Raw genomic sequence first — 18,509 nt, 5'->3', positions numbered from 1 at the left:
GTAGAGCGCTATTCAAACAATAGCAAATCAAAAAATCTGAAAACTCACCCAATAGGCGATCGCCGCCACGAAGGCGGACGCTGGAATGGTGAGTATCCAGGCCCAGACAATATTGCCGGCCACACCCCAACGCACAGCAGAGGCGCGCTGGGTGGAGCCTACGCCGACGATGGCGCCCGTGATGGTGTGCGTGGTCGACACCGGGATGCCCAGCGCGGTTGCCAGAAACAGCGTCAAAGCACCACCGGTTTCGGCGCAAAAACCACCCACTGGCTTGAGTTTGGTGATCTTCTGCCCCATGGTCTTGACGATGCGCCAGCCGCCAAACATGGTGCCGGCCGCAATTGCCACATAGCAGCTCACAATCGTCCAGGTCGGCGGCAAGGCGTCGTTGGCCGAGGCATAGCCGGTGGCGATCAGCAGCATCCAGATAATGCCTATGGTTTTTTGCGCATCGTTGCCACCGTGACCCAGGCTATAGGCCCCCGCGGACACCAGTTGAAGACGGCGAAACCAGCGGTCAACCTTGGACGGCGTGGCGCGGCGGCAGACCCAGGCCACCACCACCATCATCAGCGAGCCGAGCAGGAAACCCAGCAACGGTGAGACAAAAATGAAGGCTATCGTCTTCATGATGCCGCCCGACACCAGCGAATGCGCGCCGGACTTAGCCATCACCGCACCCACAATGCCGCCTATCAGGGCATGCGACGAGCTGCTGGGAATGCCGTAATACCAGGTCACCAGATTCCAGGTGATGGCCCCCATCAGGGCCCCGAAAACGACATGCGTATCCACCACCCCGGGCTGGACTATGCCCTTGCCTACCGTGGCGGCCACACTGAGATGGAAGATAAAAAGGGCCAGCAAATTAAAGCTGGCCGCAAAGATGACGGCGTGGCCGGGCTTGAGAACGCCGGTGGACACCACCGTGGCGATTGAGTTGGCTGCATCATGAAAGCCATTCATGAAGTCAAAGGCAATGGCCATGAATACCAGCAGGGCTACGACCCACAGGGCGGTCTGTACGGTTTGCATGAGAGGAATTGGTTAGTGGCCGATGATCAGGAATTTTCGAGGACGATGCCCTCGATCAGATTGGCCACATCCTCACATTTGTCGGTGATGGTCTCCAGCAACTCGTAAACCGCCTTGAGCTTGATGAGCTCGCGCACATCGGACTCTTCGCGGAACAACCGGCTCATGGCCGAGCGCATCACGCGGTCGGCGTCGGATTCGAGCTTGTCGATTTCCTCGCAGGTCTTGAGCGTGGCCTCGGCGGTCGCGGCATCGCGAACCTTGCCGATCAGCGCCACGGCATCCTTGAGCCGCTCGCAGCACTTGACGCTCAGATCGGTCAGACGCACGATGTCGTCCGTCATGTGGCGCACGTCATACAGCACCATGGTTTCGGCGGAATCCTGGATCAGGTCGGCCACATCGTCCATGTTGTTGATGAGCTGGTGGATCTGATCACGATCGATCGGGGTGATGAAGGTCTTGTGCAGCGCACGATTGACCTCCTGGGTCACCCGGTCAGCGGCACGCTCTGCGTTGTCAACCTCCCGGTTATAAGCTTCGCGTTTTTCCACGTCGCTGTAGTTGGCGACCATCTTCGAGAAGGCGTGTGCGGCCTCCACGATGCGATCGGCATGCTGGTTGAACATCTCAAAAAAATTACCTTCGCGCGGCAGCAACTTGCCAAACAGCATGCTGGATCCTCAAAAATTAGGTCAGAAATTGACGTTTTAAAACTGGGGAAAGTTTAACCGCGATGCTTTTTCGGACCCAAACACAGGGAAAACGCCCTATAGAACGTGTTTACGCGCTACGAAAAATGAAGTAAATGGCGCCCACCATGCACAAGGCCGCCCACAAATAATCCAGCTTCAGGGGCTCGTTCAAATAAAACACGGCAAAAGGCACGAACACCGTCAGCGTGATGACTTCCTGCATGATCTTGAGCTGCCCGACGCTGAACTGGGTGAAGCCGATCCGGTTGCCCGGCACCTGAAACATGTACTCGAACAGGGCAATGCCCCAACTGACGAGGGCGGCCACAAACCAGGGTGATGTCGCCAGATTTTTCAGATGCCCATACTAGGCAAAAGTCATGAAGACATTGGACAGCAGCAACAGGCCAATGGTCTGCGCCGACACGGGAAGGGATTACAAAAACAACATCCAAAAGCTCTCAAAAAAATAGTCAGCTCACCGGCCCCAGCAGCAGCAACACCAGCGTCAAGCTCAGCAGCGCCAGCGCGGTGGACACCACCACACTGGCCGTGATCAGCTCCTCCGCCACCTGGTAGCGCTGGGAAAACAAAAACACATTGGCCCCTATCGGCAAGGCAGAAGCCACCACCATCACGGTCATGGGCAGACCGCCCACACCAAGCAGGCGGCACAAGCCAAACACCAGCAGCGGGTGCAGCAGATTCTTGACACTGGCCAATGCCAGCGCGGGTCGCCAGTAGCGTCCCACCGGCGTACTCACCAGGGTCACACCCACCAACACCAAAGCCAGCGGGCTAAAGGCATTGGCCAGCAACTCAAGCGGCTTATCGATCACCTGGGGAATCGCCAATCCGGTCTGGGCAAACAGCAGGCCGGCCATGATGGGCAGCGGCACCGGGTGCAGCAAGGCATTCTTCACGGCCATCAAAACAGTCGCCACAGGATGCCGGGGCGGCGCCGCCAGCGTTGCACTGCCCTGCTTTTGTTCATGCGCCACGGCCAGCTCCAGCACCACCGTTGCGCTGGTCAGCAGCACCAGCGAATGCACGGACACCAGCGTCAGCAGCGTGACCAGGCCGGCCGGTCCGTACATCAGCCCAACCAGGGCAATGCCAATCATCACGGTGTTGGAAAAGGTGGCAGCCAACGCCTGCACGGCGGCGCGGCGGTTAAAGCCCTGCAGCAGCAAGGTCCCGCCAAACAAAATGATGACCGCCAGGAAATAAGCCGCCACCGGCTTGAAGTCAAGCTGCTCTATGCGCACCTGGCTCATGGTGCGAAACAGCAGCGCCGGCGTGAGCAGCAGAAAAACCAGGTTTGACAGGTCTTTAATAGCCACAGCCCTTATCCAGCCTACGCGACCAGCTACGAAACCTGTAGCAATCAAAAAAACCACCGGAAGCAAGGAAGCGAAGACAAGCGGGTTCATCGCCCAATGGTAGCTTGCGTTCGCCGGCTTCATGCCCGGTTTTTGCCGACGGCCAGGCCTTCGCGGCAGCGCTGAATGCCAAGATCCATCACGCCCTTCCATGGCGGCTCCATTCATCCCGCCCGGCCCCGCTGACACCTCGAAATCAAGGTCTAAACTCAGCCCCAACCCTCATGAAACTTTTACCACGGTACCAGCCATGACCCATGCCAGTGCGCCAACGCCAAACTCACGCCAGCCCTCCCATCTTCGCGTCCATAGCTACCACGGCCTGGCGCCCGGCCCGCGTCTGCTGGTGCTGGGCGCGGTACACGGCAACGAGGTTTGCGGCACCCGCGCCATCACGCAAATCCTGGCCGAGCTGGACAGCGGCGCGCTGGCCATAGAGCGCGGCACGGTGAGCTTTGTGCCCATCACCAATCCGCTGGCCTACCAGCTGGGGCAGCGCACCGGCGACCGCAACCTGAACCGCAACATGGCGCCCAGCGCGATTCCGCAAGACTTTGAGGACCGCATCGCCAACGTGCTGTGCCCGCTGCTGGACGCGCACGACGCGCTGCTGGACCTGCATTCCTTTCATACCGGCGGCGCTCCTTTCGTGATGATTGGCCCGCAAAACAACCGCGGTGAACTTGAGCCCTTTGCCAACGCTGCACAGGAAATGCAGTTGGCCCTGCACACCGGGCCACACCGCATCGTGGAAGGCTGGCTGGACACCTATGCGCGCGGCGTCAAGCGGCGCGCCGCCGCCCCCATCACCGAAGGCGGCAGCCGCGTGCAAAGTCTGGTGACCGACACCAACTACGGCGTGGGCACCACCGAATACATGCGCTCAACCGGTGGCTACGGCGTGACGCTGGAATGCGGCCAGCACGATGACCCCGAGTCGGTGAATGTGGCGCGCCACGCCATCTTGCAGACGCTGGCCCTGTTGGGCCTGTCACCGCTGCCGCTGCAGCCCGCCCAGGGCGAGCGGGAAATTCTGCGCCTGGTCGACGTCATAGACCGCGAGCATGTGGGCGACAGCTTCAGCCGCGCCTGGCGCAGCTTTGACGCGGTGAAGGCCGGCGAAGTGATAGGGCTGCGCTACAGCGGCGCCGAAGTGAAGGCGCCCGAAGACGGCTTTGTGGTGTTTCCCAACCCGGGTGCCGGCGTGGCGCAGGAGTGGTTTTACTTCGCGCAGCGCCGGGCTTGAAACCGGGCCAATCGCCGGGCACGAATTACTACTCATTTGATAGCTGCTTACGCCCGTTCCGATTGGTTCACAAGCCTTTTTTACTTAAAAATCAGGTTTTCAAGGCGAAAACCGTTCTCTCACGCATCAAGCCTTGACCCGCGCCGCAAAGGTTTTGCGAAACTTCTCCACCTTGGGCGCGGCCACGGCCATGCAATAGCCCTGGTAGGGGTTTTTCTCGAAAAAGTCCTGGTGGTAATCCTCGGCCGGCCAGTAATTGGCCAGCGGCAGCACCTCGGTCACTATCGCTTGGCCAAACAGCTTGTCCTGACTCATCTGGCGGATCATGTCGTCGGCCACCTGCTTTTGCTCGGGCGTCGAATAATAAATGCCGCTGCGGTACTGCGTGCCCGCGTCATTACCCTGGCGGTTCAGCGTGGTCGGGTCATGGATCACGAAGAAGATTTCGAGGATCTCGCCCAGCGTGATCTCGGCCGGGTCGTACACCAGCTTCACGACCTCGTTGCAGCCGGTGCGCCCGGTGCAGACGTCCTCGTAGCTGGGGCGCGCTTCCTGGCCGTTGCTGTAGCCCGACTCGACATCGATGACGCCGCGCACCTTGACGTACACCGCCTCGGTGCACCAGAAGCAGCCGCCGCCCAGGGTGATGGTTTCAGTCGTCATGGTCTTGGCTCCGGGGTTGGATTCGTATAAGGCCCTACTGTAGTCGCCCCTGTTTTCCACAGGGCGCTGTGGGGCTTATGAAGTTGTTTTGGGTTGCGTCGTCTTTTCGCTTTTTGCCTGCCGCGCCGCCTCGATTTGCATCACCGCCAGAAAAGCCGTGAGCGCCGCGTTGTCGTGTGCCGTTTTCCAGATGCAATAGGACTGCGAATGCGCGACGCCCGCATCCAGCGGCACAAACACCACGCCACCCAAGGCCGAATGGCGCAAGGCCGCCGGCACCAGCGCCACACCCAGGCCTTGCGAGACCAGCGACACCACGCTGAGCCAGTGGCGCACCTGGTGCCGGACTTCGGGGTACAGGCCGGCATCGGTGCAGATGGTCAGGATGCGTTCATAGTAGTCCGGCGAGGCACTGCGCGCGAACATCACAAACGACTCGCCCTGCAGCAGTTGCAGTGGCAAAGTGCGCTTGCGCGCCAGCGGGTGGTCTGCCGGCAGGCAGCAGACAAAAGGCTCGCTGGCAAACAGCTGATGCTGCATCTCTGCCGGCAGCCGGGTGCTGTGGACAAAACCCACGTCGAGCTGGTCATGGGCGAGCTCGACCAGCTGGTCTTGCGAATTGAGTTCCCTGAGCACCACCCGCAGCAAAGGGTGTTGCGCCTGGAACTTGCGCAGCATCTGCGGCAGGCCGCGGTACAACATGGCGCCCACGAAACCGATGTGCAGCCGCCCCGCCAGCCCCTGCTCCACATCCCGCGCATGGCGCGCCGCTTCGCCCGCTTGCTCCAGCACGGCGCGTGCGCGCGGCACAAAAGCCTTGCCTGCGGCCGTCAGCCGCACCTCCTTGCTGTTGCGGGTGAACAGGCGCGCACCGACCGAGGCTTCAAGTTGCTGGATGTTCAGGGAGAGCGGCGGCTGCGAGATGGACAGGCGGCGTGCCGCCCGGCCGAAATGCAGCTCTTCGGCCAGGACCAGAAAGTAGCGCAGATGGCGAAATTCCATGATTAAAAAATTATATCGTTCAAGCCATATTCAATATTGGACATGTATGGTTGCGGCGCAAACAATGCGCCAAGGAGTCAACCCATCCTGCGACGGCAATTCCCCAACCCAGCAAATTCTTCAAGGGCTACACCATGATCGACTCAGTGAAAAAGAACCCGGCGCGATGGGCGGCCGCCATGGCCTTGCTCGTGACCAGCCTGCAGGCGGGCGCGCAAACCGCGCCGAAGTTTCTGGATGCCCAGGCCAGCGATCCGATCACGATGGGCTGGATGACGGGTTCTCCGCCCCCCGCCGACAAAATGATTCAGTTCGCCGATGGCAGCTTTCGCAAGTTTCCGCAGATACGCTGGTCCTTTTCCAACTACCGCCAGTTTGTGCCCACCAGCAACGTGGCGCACGGCACCGGGCCGGTCAGCGTGTTGCCCGTGGCCCCGCGCCAGGACATCGACGGCGTGAGTTTTCAGGTGATGGGCAGTGGCGAGACCATGAGCTGGGCGCAATCGCTGGGCGCCAACTACACCGACGGCATCGTGGTGCTGCACAAGGGCCGCATCGTCTACGAGCGCTACTTCGGTGCGCTCAAGCCTCAGGGTTCGCACATCGCGATGTCGGTGACCAAGTCCTTCATAGGCACACTGGGTGCCATGCTGGTGGCCGAGGGTGTGATCGACGAGAACGCGCTCACCTCGACCTACGTTCCCGAACTCAAGGACACCGGTTTTGGCGACGTCACGGTGCGCCAGTTGCTAGACATGACCACCGGCATCAAGTACTCCGAGAACTATGCCAACCCCAAGGCTGAAATCTTTGACCACACGCGTGCCGGCGGCGTGACGCCGCGCCCGCCCGGCTACGAGGGGCCAAAGTCCTTCTACGAGTTCCTGCTGACGATCAAGAAAGAAGGCGCGCACGGCCAGGCCTTTGCGTACAAGACGGTCAACAGCGACGCGCTGGGCTGGGTGATACGCCGCGCAACCGGCAAGTCGATCGGTGAAAACCTGCAGGAACGCATCTGGAGCAAGCTCGGTGCCGAGCAGGACGCCTATTTCACGATAGACAGCACGGGCACCGAATTCGCCGGCGGCGGGCTGAACGCGAGCCTGCGCGACATGGCCAGGTTCGGCGAAATGATGCGACAGGGCGGCCGCTACAACGGCCAGCAAATCGTGCCCCAAAAGGTCGTGGCCGACATTCGCAACGGGGCCGGCAAGGCCGAGTTCGCCAAAGCCGGCTACAAGACGCTGGCGGGCTGGAGCTACCGCGACATGTGGTGGGTGTCGCACAACGAGCACGGCGCCTATTCGGCGCGCGGCGTTCATGGCCAGGCGATCTATATCGATCCCAAGGCTGAAATGGTCATCGCCCGCTTCGCCTCGCACCCGGTGGCGGGGAACCCGGCTAACGACCCCACCTCACTGCCGGCCTACCACGCACTGGCCAAACACCTGCTGGCCCATCCGCAGTAGGCGGCGCGCCGCCCGGGCCAGAAAGCAGCGCAATTTCATGATTAAAAAATATATCGCTCAAGCCCTATTCACTATTGGACAGGCATGAGCACAAGGCAAACAATGCAGCAAGGAGAGCCGCCCATCATGTCCATCAACCAGACAGAAGCAATCTGCCACCCGGTGCCCGACCAGCACGGCGCCAACCTCTACACCACAGACCCCGGCCTGCGCGCGCTGCTGCAGGTCTACCTGCAACCCGAGTTGCTGGCGCACCTGACGCCGCATCTCGAAAAGCTGGGCGCGCTGGCCGGCGGCACGCTGGACGATCTGGCGAACACCGCCGACAAAAACCCGCCGGAACTGCAGCTCCGCTCGCGCAGCGGGCGCGACGAGCAAAAGGTCATCAAGCACCCGGCTTACGTCGAGATGGAGCGCCTGGCTTTCAGCCAATACGCGCTGGCGGCAATCTCGCACCGCCAGGACGTGCTGGGCTGGCAGGGCCAGCTGCCGTCCATCGCCAAGTACGCGCTGACCTACCTCTTCGTGCAGGCCGAGTTTGGCCTGTGCTGCCCGGTCTCCATGACCGACTCGCTGACGCGCACGCTGAAGAAATTCGGTACGCCCGAACTGGTGCAACGCTACCTGCCCTCACTCACCAGCCTGGACATGGATGAGCTTTCGCAGGGCGCGATGTTCATGACCGAGCAGGCCGCAGGCTCAGACATCGCCGTGACCGAAACCGTGGCAAGACCCGACCCCGAGCATCCCGGCGCTTGGCTGCTGACCGGCGACAAATGGTTTTGCTCCAACCCCGATGCCGCGCTGGCCATGGTGCTGGCGCGCGTGGATGAAGACGGCCAAGGCGGCCAGCCCGGCCTCAAGGGCGTGTCGCTGTTCCTGCTGCCGCGCGATCTGGACGACGGCACGCACAACCACTACCGCATCATCCGCCTGAAAGACAAGCTGGGCACGCGCTCCATGGCCAGCGGCGAGATTCGCCTCGAAGGCGCGCGCGCCTGGCTGGTGGGTGAACAGGGCCGCGGCTTTGTGCAGATGGCCGACATGGTCAACAACTCGCGCCTGTCCAACGGTGTGCGCGCCGCCGGCCTGATGCGCCGCGCGGTCAGCGAAGCTTTTTTCATCGCCCGCAACCGCCAGGCCTTCGGCAAGAAGCTCATCAATCTGCCGCTGATGCGCCGCCAGCTGCTGAAGCTGCTGCTGCCCAGCGAGCAGGCCCGCACCATGGTGTTCCAGACCGCCGAGGCGCTGCGCCGCGCCGACGCCGGTGATGCCAACGCCTTGCGCCTGGCGCGCATTTTGACGCCGCTGATCAAGTTCCGCGCCTGCCGCGACGCGCGCAAGGTCACTGGCGACGCCATGGAAGTGCGCGGCGGCTGCGGCTACATCGAGGAGTGGACCGATCCGCGCCTGGTGCGCGACGCACACCTGGGCTCGATCTGGGAAGGCACCAGCAATATCGTGGCGCTGGACGTGATACGCGCGATCCGGCGCGAAGATTCGCTGACAGCGCTGATGGCGCATCTGGAGCAACTGCTGGCCGAGACAAAGCTGGACGACGCGCTGGCCGCCAGCCTGCGGGACGTGATGGCGCGGGCCGCGTCGCTGGCCCAGGCCGCCGTGGCCGATGGCGGCGAAGCGCTGGCGCGGCGCGCGGCTTCGGCGCTTTATCACACCACCACGGCAGTGGCGATGGCCTGGGAATCCTCGCGCATAGGCACACCCGATCGACTGCACCTGGCGCAACTGGTACTGCGGCACCGCCTGCTGCCGGCCGACCCGCTGGCCACCGGGCACGACAGCGACCCCGAAGCCCAAGCCGAGGTCGAGCGCATTTTTCTGAGCGCCTGAATCCCGCCGCCCACATCACAACATCCAAGGAGACAAGCATGAACACTCGCAGAACCTGTCTGATCGCACTGGCCTGCCTGGCAGGCGCTGGCTCCGCCTGGGCCCAAACCCCCTTCCCGCACAAGACCTTGTCGCTGATCGTTCCCTATGCGCCCGGCGGACCGACCGACGCCATGTCGCGCACACTGGCCAACGCCATCCAGCCCATACTGGGCCAGACCATGATCGTCGAGAACAAGGCCGGCGCCGGCGCCAACATAGGCGCCGATTACGTCGCGCGCGCCCCGGCAGACGGCTACACGCTGCTGTTCGGCACTTCGGCGCCGCTGGCAATCAACGTGAACCTGTACCAGAAGATCAATTACGACCCGGTCAAAAGCTTCTCGCCCATCATCCAGGTCGGCTACCTGCCCAATGTGCTGGTGGTGCACCCTAGTGTGCCGGCCAAAAGCGTGAAAGAGCTGATCGCCTACGTCAAGGCCAATCCCGGCAAGCTGTCCTTTGCTTCCTCGGGCAGCGGCGCGTCGTCACACCTGGCGGGCGTGCTGTTCAATATGCGCGCCGGCACCGACATCCAGCACATTCCCTACAAGGGCACGGGCCCGGCGCTCAACGACCTGCTGGGCGGCCAGGTGGCCATGTCCTTCACCGACGTGCTGACCGCCCTGCCCCACATCAAGGCCGGCAAGCTGCGCGTGCTGGGCGTGACCTCGGCCACCCGTTCGCGCGCCCTGCCCGAGGTGCTCACCTTGATGGAACAAGGCGTCAAGGACTTCGACGCCAGCGTGTTCTTCGGCATCGTCGCGCCCGCAGGCACACCGCAGGACGTGGTGGCCAAACTCAATACCGCCTTCACCCAGGTGCTGCAGCAGCCCGACGTGAAACAGCGCCTGGCCGAGCAGGGCCTGGAGCCACCGCCGCAATACACCCCGGCGCAACTGGCGGGCTACATGCGTAGTGAGACCGCCAAGTGGCGTGAGGTCATCAAGGTGTCCGGCGCCAAGGCAGATTGAGGGCGTCATGAACACCGAATCAAACTCCACCAGGCCGCAAGGCGCACTGGCCGGCATACGCGTCATCGACCTGTCGCGCATTTTGGGCGGCCCCTATTGCGGCCAGATCCTGGGCGACCACGGCGCCGACGTGCTCAAGGTCGAGCCGCCGCAAGGCGACGACACGCGCGCCTGGGGCCCGCCCTTCCAGAACGGCGTGGCCTCCTACTACCTGGGCCTGAATCGCAACAAGCTCGGCATGCAGCTAGACCTGGCCAGCGCCGCCGGCCAGGCGGTGCTGCTGGGCCTGCTGGAAGGCGCCGACGTGGTCATAGAAAACTTCAAGACCGGCACCATGGAAAAGTGGGGCCTGGGCTACGAAGACCTGGCCAAGCGCTTTCCGCGCCTGATCCACTGCCGTGTCAGCGGCTTCGGCGCCGATGGCCCGCTGGGCGGCCTGGCCGGTTACGACGCGGCCGTGCAGGCGATGACAGGCATCATGAGCGTCAACGGCGAAGTCGGCGGCGAGCCCCTGCGCGTCGGTTTGCCGGTGGTCGACATGGTGACCGGACTCAATGCCGCGCTGGGCGTGCTGCTGGCACTGCAGGAGCGCGAGCGCAGCGGCAAGGGCCAGTTTGTCGAGGCCAGCCTGTTCGACTGCGGCCTGTCGCTGCTGCACCCGCATGCGGCCAACTGGTTTGGCAACGGCAAACGCCCTACCCTCACCGGCAACGCCCACCCCAACATCTACCCCTACGACGCCTTTCCCACGCGCACCGTGCCGGTCTTTCTGGCGGTGGGCAACGACAAACAATTCGGCCTGCTGTGCCAGCACCTGCGGACCGAAGCCCTGGCCAGCGACCCGCGCTTTAGCAAGGCGGGCGCACGCTCGGTGCAACGCCAGGAATTGCGTGAACTGCTGGTACAGGCGCTGGCCGGACACGACGGCGCGCAACTGGCCGAGGCCTTGATGCAACTGGGCGTGCCCTGCGCTCCCATTTTGTCGGTGGACGCTGCGCTGCAGCATCCGCATACCCAGCACCGCGAGATGGTGGTGCGCATAGGCGAGGACTACACCGGCATCGCCTCGCCGATCAAGCTGAGCCGCACGCCGGCGACTTACCGCCATGCGCCACCTACGGACTTGTCTGTGGATGGGGACAAATCCAGCCCGTCAACTAGTTGAAACTTAAAGCATATTCATCCACTTCGCTACACTGCTAGAACCCTTTATAGGAGACTGCCATGAAAGCCAAATTCAACTGGGAAGATCCGTTTTTCCTGATGGATCAACTGAGCGAGGACGAGCGTGCCATCGTTGCAGCCGCCCACGATTTTTGCCAGGAAAAGCTGCAGCCGCGCGTGCTGATGGCGGCGCGCCACGAGAAGTTCGACCGCGAAATCATGAATGAAGCCGGCGCCATGGGTTTCCTGGGCTCCACCATTGAAGGCTATGGCTGCGCCGGCCTCAATTACGTCAGCTACGGCCTGGTGGCGCGTGAAGTCGAGCGCGTCGACAGCGGCTACCGCAGCGCCATCAGCGTGCAATCCTCGCTGGTCATGCACCCCATCCACGCCTACGGCAACGAAGCGCAGCGTCAGAAGTATTTGCCCAAACTCGCCACCGGCGAGTGGGTGGGCTGCTTCGGCCTGACCGAACCCAACCACGGCTCGGACCCAGCCAGCATGCTGACGCGCGCCAAGCCGGTCGATGGTGGCTACATCCTCAAGGGCAGCAAGATGTGGATCACCAACAGCCCCATCGCCGACGTGTTTGTGGTCTGGGCCAAGCTGGCAGACGCTGACGGCAAGGTCGGCGGCCAGGAAGCCATTCGCGGCTTCATCCTTGAAAAAGGCATGAAAGGCCTCTCCGCTCCCAAGATCGAAGGCAAGATGAGCTTGCGCGCCAGCATCACCGGTGAAATCGTCATGGACGAGGTGTTTGTGCCGGCCGACAGCCTGCTGCCCAAAGTCAGCGGTCTGAAGGGCCCGTTCGGCTGCCTCAACAAGGCGCGCTACGGCATCGCCTGGGGCGCGCTGGGTGCGGCCGAAGACTGCTGGCACCGCGCCCGCCAGTACACCATGGACCGCCAGCAGTTTGGCCGGCCACTGGCGCAAAACCAGCTGATCCAAAAGAAGCTGGCCGACATGCAGACCGAAATCGCGCTGGGCCTGCAGGGCTGCTTGCGCGTAGGCCGGCTGATGGACGAAGACAGGGCCGCGCCGGAAATGATCTCACTGATCAAGCGCAACTCTTGCGGCAAGTCGCTGGACATTGCCCGAGTGGCACGCGACATGCACGGCGGCAACGGCATCCACGATGAATACCATGTGATTCGTCACATGATCAACCTGGAAACCGTCAACACCTACGAAGGCACGCACGATGTGCATGCGCTAATCCTGGGCCGCGCGCAAACCGGTTTGCAGGCGTTTTATTGATCATTTAGGCCTTTAGCGCAGATGCAGCGGGCGCAAGAAGCTATCATCTCGATAGCAAATTATGGAACTCGCTGCACTCAAACCCCTGCTCACCAGCCTCGCGCTGCCGCCCCTGGCGCTGCTGCTGCTCGCCCTGCTGGGGCTGCTGCTGGTACTCAAGAAAAGGCGCGGCGGCCTCGCGCTGGCGGCACTTTCCATCAGCCTGCTCGGGCTGCTCAGTTGCCACGGCATGGCCGTGTGGCTGGCACACAACGCCCTACCGCAATTTGCGCCGCTGTCTGCCACAGCGCTGAAAACCGGTAAGGCCCAGGCCATCGTGGTCCTGGGCGGCGGCCTGCTGCCGCAAGCCCCCGAATACGGCCAGTCGCAGCCCAGTCAATATACGGCAGCCCGGCTGCACTATGGCATCTGGCTGGCCCGGCAATCGGGCTTGCCGCTGGCCTTTACCGGTGGCGTGGGCTGGGCCGCCCAAGGTGCGCAAACCGACTCGGAAGCCCAGGTAGCCGAGCGGGTAGCGCGACAAGACTATGGCGTGAGCTTGCGCTGGAACGAGGCCCAGTCGCGCGATACCACTGGCAATGCGCGCCTGCTGGCGCCCTTGCTGCAGCGCGATGGCGTGCAGCACATTGCGCTGGTCACCCATGCCTCGCACATGCCGCGCGCCGTAGCCGCCTTTGAACGCGCCGGACTCACCGTGACGCCAGCCCCCATGGGCTTTATTCTGCCGGTCAATAGCGATGTGCTGGAGTGGCTGCCGTCGGCGCACGGCCTGCTGGCTTCGCAGCAGGTGCTGCGCGAGTGGCTGGGGCTGGCCGTGGGCCGCTTCATTCCCGTCTGAGCGCCTGTCACAGCGCCGCTTTCAGCCATTTATTGATCATTTCGGCCGCTAGCCCATATACAGCGGGCGCAAACAGCTACTACTTTCATAGCAACCCAGCAATATTGATGCGGCCAAGCGCGCAGCCAAGAAGACGCCAAAGGCCAGCCGCAGCAAGGCTGCAACTGGCCTCCAATGCTGGCGGTGCACGGCTCGAATGCCGGCGCGAACCGCCTCAAACCCAACTCAGAAATTAGTCCATTCTCCGGACTGGCCGCGCGGCTCGGCGACCGCATGGTTCCTGAGCGCCAGCTTGGGCGCAGCCGTCATTCCCGGCCTGGATTGCGCTTGCAGCGTCGCCCGACTCGCCACCCGGACACGGTTGATGAGCTGCGTCGCCTCACCTTGGTCCAGCTGAAACACGCTCACGACTTCGGACAGGCCGCTGGCCTGTTCCTGCAGCGATTGCGCGGCCGCTGCGGCTTCTTCCACCAGCGCGGCGTTTTGCTGCGTCACCTGGTCCATCTGGGTAATCGCCTGGTTGATCTGCTCTATGCCCGAGGTCTGCTCCTGGCTGGCGGCGGTGATCTCGGCCATGATGTCGGTCACGCGTTTGACGCTGTCCACGATCTCGTCCATGGTCTTGCCGGCCTCGGCCACTTGTTTGCTGCCTTCTTCGACCTTATCCACCGAATCGTCAATCAGCACTTTGATTTCTTTGGCGGCGGCGGCTGAACGCTGGGCCAGGTTTCTGACCTCGGCGGCGACCACGGCAAAGCCTCTGCCCTGTTCGCCGGCCCGCGCCGCTTCCACGGCGGCATTCAGCGCCAGGATGTTGGTCTGAAAGGCAATGCCGTCAATCACCCCAATGATGTCGACGATCTTGTGTGACGACGCATTGATGGCGCCCATGGTGTTGACCACTTGGGATACGACGCTGCCGCCCTTGACGGCGACGCTGGAGGCGGACACCGCCAGTTGGTTGGCCTGGCGGGCGTTATCGGCATTTTGTTTGACCGTGGAGGTCAACTCTTCCATGGACGCAGCGGTTTCTTCCAGCGAGCTGGCCTGCTCTTCGGTGCGGGACGACAAATCCTGGTTGCCGGCGGCGATCTGGCCCGAGGCCGTGGCTATGGTGTCCGTGCCTGTGCGAACCCGTCCAACTATGCCGACCAGGCTGTCGCGCATGGTTTTCATGGCCGCCAGCAAGCTGCTGTTGTCATGAGCCCGGGTTTCGATGGCCACGGTGAGGTCGCCTTCAGCGATACGTCCTGCGATATGAACGGCATAGCCGGGCTCGCCGCCCAACTGGCGCGTCAGGCTGCGCGAAATCGCCACGCCAATGAGAATGCCCGCCAGCACGCCGCCTACGGTCAGGCTGATCAGCAGCACACGGATATGGCCATAGACCTCCTCGGATGCCGTGTTGAGCGCGGAAGCATCGCTGTTCTTGCGCTCGACCAGCTTGGTCATCAAGTCATCGGCCTTGTCGCCGGCCGTGCGCACGTCGCCGAAAAGCGCTTCCACCGACTTCCTCACTTCACCAACCGCCTCCGTGCGCAGCAGGTCGCTGACCTGCTTGATGCCGGCCTCGTAGGCCTGGGCCGCCGCGCGGGTTTCGGCGACCAGGGCTTTGCCCCGCTCGGTCGTAAACAAGGCGCCCGAGGCATCGAGTTGCTGGTGCATCTCCTTGATGCGCCGGTCGACGATCTCAAGCTGGCGATTGCGGTCCTCCAGACTCGAAGCCAGCACCGCGGAACGCACCCCGCGCCCCACGGCCAGCAAATGCATATTGGCCTCGGCCGCATGGCGCAAACCCACTGTTTCGCGCTCGTACATCTGGGTGGACATATCGTTGATTTGGGCCGCCTTCAAAATGCCCTGACTGCCTATCAGGGCACCTATGGCCGCAACGATCAGAAAGCCCCCTATCAGCTTTGTGCTGACCTTCAAGTTTGTCAACCAGTTCATTTTTCTTCTCCACTCAATTCAATCACAAAGGGCTGCGCGGCCAGCCCAAAGGTGCGGACAGGAAACGTCCCCGCGATCTCACGACACATTTTTTGCAAGCTGGCGCCTGACCTGGCCCAGTCGTGCCACGCGCTGCGTGAATTCAGAGGATTTAAAAAGGTTTAGGCCGCGATTTGTTCAAGCAGACCCATCTCCTGACTGGACATGAGGCGCTCTATGTCCAGCAGGATCAGCATGCGTTCGTCGACCGCGCCCAGGCCCAGCATGTAGTCCGTATCCAGCAAGGTGCCCATCTCGGGCGCCGGCTTGATCTGCTCGGGCGTCAAGGTGATCACGTCCGACACACCGTCAACCACCATGCCCAGCACACGGCCCCCCATATTGAGCACAATCACCACCGTGAACTGGTCGTAGCTGGGCGTTCCCAGCTCAAAGCGTATGCGCATATCGATGATGGGAACGATGATGCCGCGCAGATTGACCACGCCCTTGAGGTAGTCGGGCGCATTGGCGATGCGGGTCACCGCGTCGTAGCCGCGTAGCTCCTGCACTTTCTGGATGTCCACGCCGTACTCCTCATGACCCAGCGTGAACGACAGAAATTCCAGCGGCTTGAGGCCGCCCGTGACTGATCCGGATTGAAGTCTTGTTGTCATCGTGCTTTCCTCATCAAAGTCAAAGCCCCGGAGTCCGGGTGCGGCCATACAAGCGGGCTATTCATTCGGACAATTCCTGTTCGCGCCACCCCGATCCAAACATCAGAGGCCAAACAAGCTGCCAATTCAGTCTTTCGACCCTTACAGACTGGCATTCTTGGCCTTTGTTACACATTTCAATCCAAACAACAGAGCAAGAAACCGAACTCATTTCAGACCTTTGGAATCCCGCTCCCTGCATTAACCATTGATGCAAGCCAACCCCCTGCAGTAGCGTTCGAGGAGACTCTGACGGCTTGGCCAGGCGCCATGCTGGCCAAGCCAAGGCTTGGGTTGACGCCCTATGGGCAAGGCGTTACATTTAATTAATAACCGACTAGTCAGTAACCATGGCGATTTCCGATTTTTTTTGCCCCCAAACCACCAGCATCGTCGCCAAGCGCGAACGCCGCAAAGAAGCACGCCCGGGCGAGTTGCTGAATGCGGCACTTGACCTTTTCGTTGAAAAAGGCTTTGCCGCGACCCGGGTGGAAGAAGTGGCGGCTCGCGCGGGCGTGTCCAAGGGCACGCTATTCCTGTATTTCCCGAGCAAGGAAGAGCTGTTCAAGGCCGTGGTGCGAGAAAACATCTCCGGCCGATTCAAGGCCTGGAACGACGAGTTCGAAGCATTTGAAGGCAATACCTGCGAGATGCTGTGCTATTGCATGAACAGCTGGTGGGAGCGCGTGGGCGCCACCAAGACCTCGGGCATCACCAAGCTGATGATGAGCGAGGCAAAAAACTTTCCCGAGCTCGCCGCCTTCTATCAGCACGAGGTGGTGCTGCCCGGCCAGTCCCTGATACGCCGCATCCTGCAGCGCGGCATGGATCGCGGTGAGTTTCGCCCACTTGACCTGGACTATGCCGTTTACAGTGTGGTGGCACCCATGATCTTTCTGATGCTGTCCAGACACGCCGTGGGCGCTTGCGTTCCGGCCCATGTGGAGCTGGATCCGAAAAAATACATCGCCACCCAGCTCAGCACCATTTTGTACGGCCTGCGCCTGTCACCCGGTGATATGGAGCCAAGCCAGGAAATCCCTCAGGCATGAAACACCGGATCAAGTGGGCCGTGGCCCTTGTCGCGCTCTTGCTCGTTGGCGGCGCCGTGCTGCGCACCCTCTCGGCACGCAAGGCGCAAGAGCAGGCCCTGGCCAGCGCGGTGAGCGCGAGCCAGGGCCTGGTGGAACTCGCCGCCACCGACGTGGTGAAGGTCCAGAGCCGCGAACTTTTGCAGGGGCTGGCGGTTTCGGGCTCGCTCAAAGCCGTCAACTCTGCCGTGATCAAGGCGCGTGTGGCGGGCGAACTGCAGGATCTGACGGTGCGCGAGGGCGATTTCGTCAAGGCCGGCCAGGTGATTGCACGCATAGAGGCGGGCGAGTACCAGTCGCGCGTGCGCCAGGCCCGGGAGCAGGCCGCATCAAGCAAATCCCAGGTCGATGTGGCGCAGCGCCAGTACGACAACAACAAGGCGCTGGTGGATCAGGGCTTTATCTCCAAGACCGCCCTGGACACCTCACTGTCCAACCTCAATGCGGCGCAATCCACTTACAAGGCCGCACTGGCCGCCACAGAGGTCGCCAGCAAATCGCTGGGTGACACGGTGCTCAAAGCCCCAATTGCCGGCCAGGTGTCGCAGCGCCTGGCGCAGCCCGGCGAGCACATCGGCGTGGACAGCAAAATCGTCGAGGTGGTCGATTTGAGCCGGCTGGAACTGGAAGCCAGCTTGAGCGCCGCCGATGCCATGACGGTGCGCCCGGGCCAAACCGCCGAGCTGCAGATTGAAGGCAGCCCGCAGACCGTGCAGGCCCAGGTCGTGCGCATCAACCCAAGCGTGCAAGCCGGCAGTCGCAGCGTGCTGGTTTATCTCAGCCTGGCCAACAGCGGCGGCGAAGCCCTGCCCTTGCGCCAGGGCTTGTTCGCCCAAGGCACCTTGGGCACGGCGCGCGCGCAGTTGCTGGCCGTGCCGGTCAGCGCGGTGCGTACCGACAAGCCCACGCCTTATGTGCAGACGATTGAAAACGGCAAGGTAGCGCACCGCGCGGTCACGCTCGGTGCGCGCGGCACGGCCGGCGGCGAAGCCATGGTGGCCGTGCAGGGCCTGGCCGACAACACGCCCGTCATTCGCGGCAACATCGGCAACCTGCCCGAAGGCAGCCCGGTCCGTTTCACGCCCATGAGCGCTGCCCAAGCCAGCCCCGCAGCCAGCGCGCCTGCCCGCGTCAAACCCGCGCCCTGAGGACGTC

Annotated in this window: 16 protein-coding genes and 1 pseudogene; 9 read left to right on the top strand and 8 right to left on the bottom strand. The window is 62.4% G+C overall.

Going from position 1 to position 18,509, the window contains the following annotated elements; genetic code table 11:
• Positions 1-27 precede the first annotated feature (27 nt).
• The 4 genes and pseudogenes from BM160_RS15860 to BM160_RS15845 all read right to left on the bottom strand — a co-directional run bounded on the left by BM160_RS15860 (position 28) and on the right by BM160_RS15845 (position 3,166).
• Positions 28-1,038, bottom strand: coding sequence for an inorganic phosphate transporter (locus tag BM160_RS15860; RefSeq protein ID WP_092007142.1), 1,011 nt, complete (start codon positions 1,036-1,038; stop codon positions 28-30).
• A 26-nt stretch (positions 1,039-1,064) separates the two neighbouring features.
• A complete protein-coding gene (locus BM160_RS15855) occupies positions 1,065-1,712 on the bottom strand; it encodes a DUF47 domain-containing protein (RefSeq protein WP_092007141.1) in 648 nt (215 codons plus the stop codon).
• A 109-nt stretch (positions 1,713-1,821) separates the two neighbouring features.
• A pseudogene (locus BM160_RS15850) lies at positions 1,822-2,115 on the bottom strand (DMT family protein).
• Positions 2,116-2,206: 91 nt separating this feature from the next.
• The gene (locus BM160_RS15845; protein ID WP_092007140.1) at positions 2,207-3,166 is read right to left on the bottom strand and encodes an AEC family transporter; all 960 of its coding nucleotides are present in this window, start codon (positions 3,164-3,166) and stop codon (positions 2,207-2,209) included.
• A 199-nt stretch (positions 3,167-3,365) separates the two neighbouring features.
• Here BM160_RS15845 and BM160_RS15840 point away from each other — a divergent pair, with 199 nt between their 5' ends.
• Positions 3,366-4,361 (top strand): M14 family metallopeptidase, encoded by a 996-nt coding sequence (locus BM160_RS15840; protein ID WP_092007139.1) that lies wholly within the window; start codon positions 3,366-3,368, stop codon positions 4,359-4,361.
• Positions 4,362-4,487: 126 nt separating this feature from the next.
• Here the strand turns inward: BM160_RS15840 and msrA are convergent, their stop codons facing one another.
• Complete coding sequence (gene msrA, locus BM160_RS15835) at positions 4,488-5,024, bottom strand: peptide-methionine (S)-S-oxide reductase MsrA (RefSeq protein WP_092007138.1); 537 nt, start codon at positions 5,022-5,024, stop codon at positions 4,488-4,490.
• Between the two features lie 75 nt (positions 5,025-5,099).
• Positions 5,100-6,026, bottom strand: coding sequence for a LysR family transcriptional regulator (locus BM160_RS15830; RefSeq protein ID WP_092007137.1), 927 nt, complete (start codon positions 6,024-6,026; stop codon positions 5,100-5,102).
• A gap of 134 nt (positions 6,027-6,160) precedes the next feature.
• Between BM160_RS15830 and BM160_RS15825 the strand changes: the two genes are divergently transcribed.
• The 6 genes from BM160_RS15825 (at position 6,161) to BM160_RS15800 (ending at position 13,618) form a co-directional block, all read left to right on the top strand.
• Positions 6,161-7,495: a serine hydrolase domain-containing protein gene (locus tag BM160_RS15825; RefSeq protein WP_092007168.1), complete on the top strand. Its 1,335-nt coding sequence runs from the start codon at positions 6,161-6,163 to the stop codon at positions 7,493-7,495.
• 126 nt (positions 7,496-7,621) lie between these two features.
• The gene (locus BM160_RS15820; protein WP_255368951.1) at positions 7,622-9,346 is read left to right on the top strand and encodes an acyl-CoA dehydrogenase family protein; all 1,725 of its coding nucleotides are present in this window, start codon (positions 7,622-7,624) and stop codon (positions 9,344-9,346) included.
• 38 nt (positions 9,347-9,384) lie between these two features.
• Positions 9,385-10,359 (top strand): Bug family tripartite tricarboxylate transporter substrate binding protein, encoded by a 975-nt coding sequence (locus BM160_RS15815; protein ID WP_092007135.1) that lies wholly within the window; start codon positions 9,385-9,387, stop codon positions 10,357-10,359.
• A 7-nt stretch (positions 10,360-10,366) separates the two neighbouring features.
• The gene (locus tag BM160_RS15810; protein WP_092007134.1) at positions 10,367-11,524 is read left to right on the top strand and encodes a CaiB/BaiF CoA transferase family protein; all 1,158 of its coding nucleotides are present in this window, start codon (positions 10,367-10,369) and stop codon (positions 11,522-11,524) included.
• A 59-nt stretch (positions 11,525-11,583) separates the two neighbouring features.
• Positions 11,584-12,780, top strand: a complete 1,197-nt coding sequence (locus BM160_RS15805; protein WP_092007133.1) for an acyl-CoA dehydrogenase — start codon at positions 11,584-11,586, stop codon at positions 12,778-12,780.
• 61 nt (positions 12,781-12,841) lie between these two features.
• Positions 12,842-13,618, top strand: coding sequence for a YdcF family protein (locus BM160_RS15800; protein ID WP_092007132.1), 777 nt, complete (start codon positions 12,842-12,844; stop codon positions 13,616-13,618).
• Positions 13,619-13,843: 225 nt separating this feature from the next.
• Here the strand turns inward: BM160_RS15800 and BM160_RS15795 are convergent, their stop codons facing one another.
• Together BM160_RS15795 and BM160_RS15790 are read right to left on the bottom strand one after the other, a co-directional pair.
• Positions 13,844-15,568 carry a methyl-accepting chemotaxis protein gene (locus BM160_RS15795; RefSeq protein WP_092007131.1) on the bottom strand — a complete coding sequence of 575 codons (1,725 nt, stop codon included), beginning with the start codon at positions 15,566-15,568 and terminating at the stop codon, positions 13,844-13,846.
• Positions 15,569-15,729: 161 nt separating this feature from the next.
• Positions 15,730-16,224 carry a chemotaxis protein CheW gene (locus tag BM160_RS15790; protein WP_092007167.1) on the bottom strand — a complete coding sequence of 165 codons (495 nt, stop codon included), beginning with the start codon at positions 16,222-16,224 and terminating at the stop codon, positions 15,730-15,732.
• 389 nt (positions 16,225-16,613) lie between these two features.
• Between BM160_RS15790 and BM160_RS15785 the strand changes: the two genes are divergently transcribed.
• On the top strand, positions 16,614-17,315 hold the full coding sequence (locus BM160_RS15785; protein WP_092007130.1) for a TetR/AcrR family transcriptional regulator: 702 nt from the start codon (positions 16,614-16,616) through the stop codon (positions 17,313-17,315).
• Entirely contained in the window at positions 17,312-18,502 is a 1,191-nt protein-coding gene (locus BM160_RS15780; RefSeq protein ID WP_092007129.1) for an efflux RND transporter periplasmic adaptor subunit, read from the top strand. The genes BM160_RS15785 and BM160_RS15780 overlap by 4 nt, the downstream gene beginning before the upstream one ends.
• Positions 18,503-18,509: the final 7 nt, after the last annotated feature.

It is taken from the genome of Polaromonas sp. OV174, assembly GCF_900112285.1.
GTDB lineage: Bacteria > Pseudomonadota > Gammaproteobacteria > Burkholderiales > Burkholderiaceae_C > Polaromonas.
Note: the sequence above shows the minus strand (reverse complement) of the source record. Positions and strands in the feature narration are given on the sequence as shown.

Coding starts and splice junctions, on each gene's coding strand:
- BM160_RS15860 (WP_092007142.1), bottom strand. CDS start 1,038: ATGCAAACCGTACAGACCGCCCTGTGGGTCGTAGCCCTGCTGGTATTC.
- BM160_RS15855 (WP_092007141.1), bottom strand. CDS start 1,712: ATGCTGTTTGGCAAGTTGCTGCCGCGCGAAGGTAATTTTTTTGAGATG.
- BM160_RS15845 (WP_092007140.1), bottom strand. CDS start 3,166: ATGAACCCGCTTGTCTTCGCTTCCTTGCTTCCGGTGGTTTTTTTGATT.
- BM160_RS15840 (WP_092007139.1), top strand. CDS start 3,366: ATGACCCATGCCAGTGCGCCAACGCCAAACTCACGCCAGCCCTCCCAT.
- msrA (WP_092007138.1), bottom strand. CDS start 5,024: ATGACGACTGAAACCATCACCCTGGGCGGCGGCTGCTTCTGGTGCACC.
- BM160_RS15830 (WP_092007137.1), bottom strand. CDS start 6,026: ATGGAATTTCGCCATCTGCGCTACTTTCTGGTCCTGGCCGAAGAGCTG.
- BM160_RS15825 (WP_092007168.1), top strand. CDS start 6,161: ATGATCGACTCAGTGAAAAAGAACCCGGCGCGATGGGCGGCCGCCATG.
- BM160_RS15820 (WP_255368951.1), top strand. CDS start 7,622: ATGTCCATCAACCAGACAGAAGCAATCTGCCACCCGGTGCCCGACCAG.
- BM160_RS15815 (WP_092007135.1), top strand. CDS start 9,385: ATGAACACTCGCAGAACCTGTCTGATCGCACTGGCCTGCCTGGCAGGC.
- BM160_RS15810 (WP_092007134.1), top strand. CDS start 10,367: ATGAACACCGAATCAAACTCCACCAGGCCGCAAGGCGCACTGGCCGGC.
- BM160_RS15805 (WP_092007133.1), top strand. CDS start 11,584: ATGAAAGCCAAATTCAACTGGGAAGATCCGTTTTTCCTGATGGATCAA.
- BM160_RS15800 (WP_092007132.1), top strand. CDS start 12,842: ATGGAACTCGCTGCACTCAAACCCCTGCTCACCAGCCTCGCGCTGCCG.
- BM160_RS15795 (WP_092007131.1), bottom strand. CDS start 15,568: ATGAACTGGTTGACAAACTTGAAGGTCAGCACAAAGCTGATAGGGGGC.
- BM160_RS15790 (WP_092007167.1), bottom strand. CDS start 16,224: ATGACAACAAGACTTCAATCCGGATCAGTCACGGGCGGCCTCAAGCCG.
- BM160_RS15785 (WP_092007130.1), top strand. CDS start 16,614: ATGGCGATTTCCGATTTTTTTTGCCCCCAAACCACCAGCATCGTCGCC.
- BM160_RS15780 (WP_092007129.1), top strand. CDS start 17,312: ATGAAACACCGGATCAAGTGGGCCGTGGCCCTTGTCGCGCTCTTGCTC.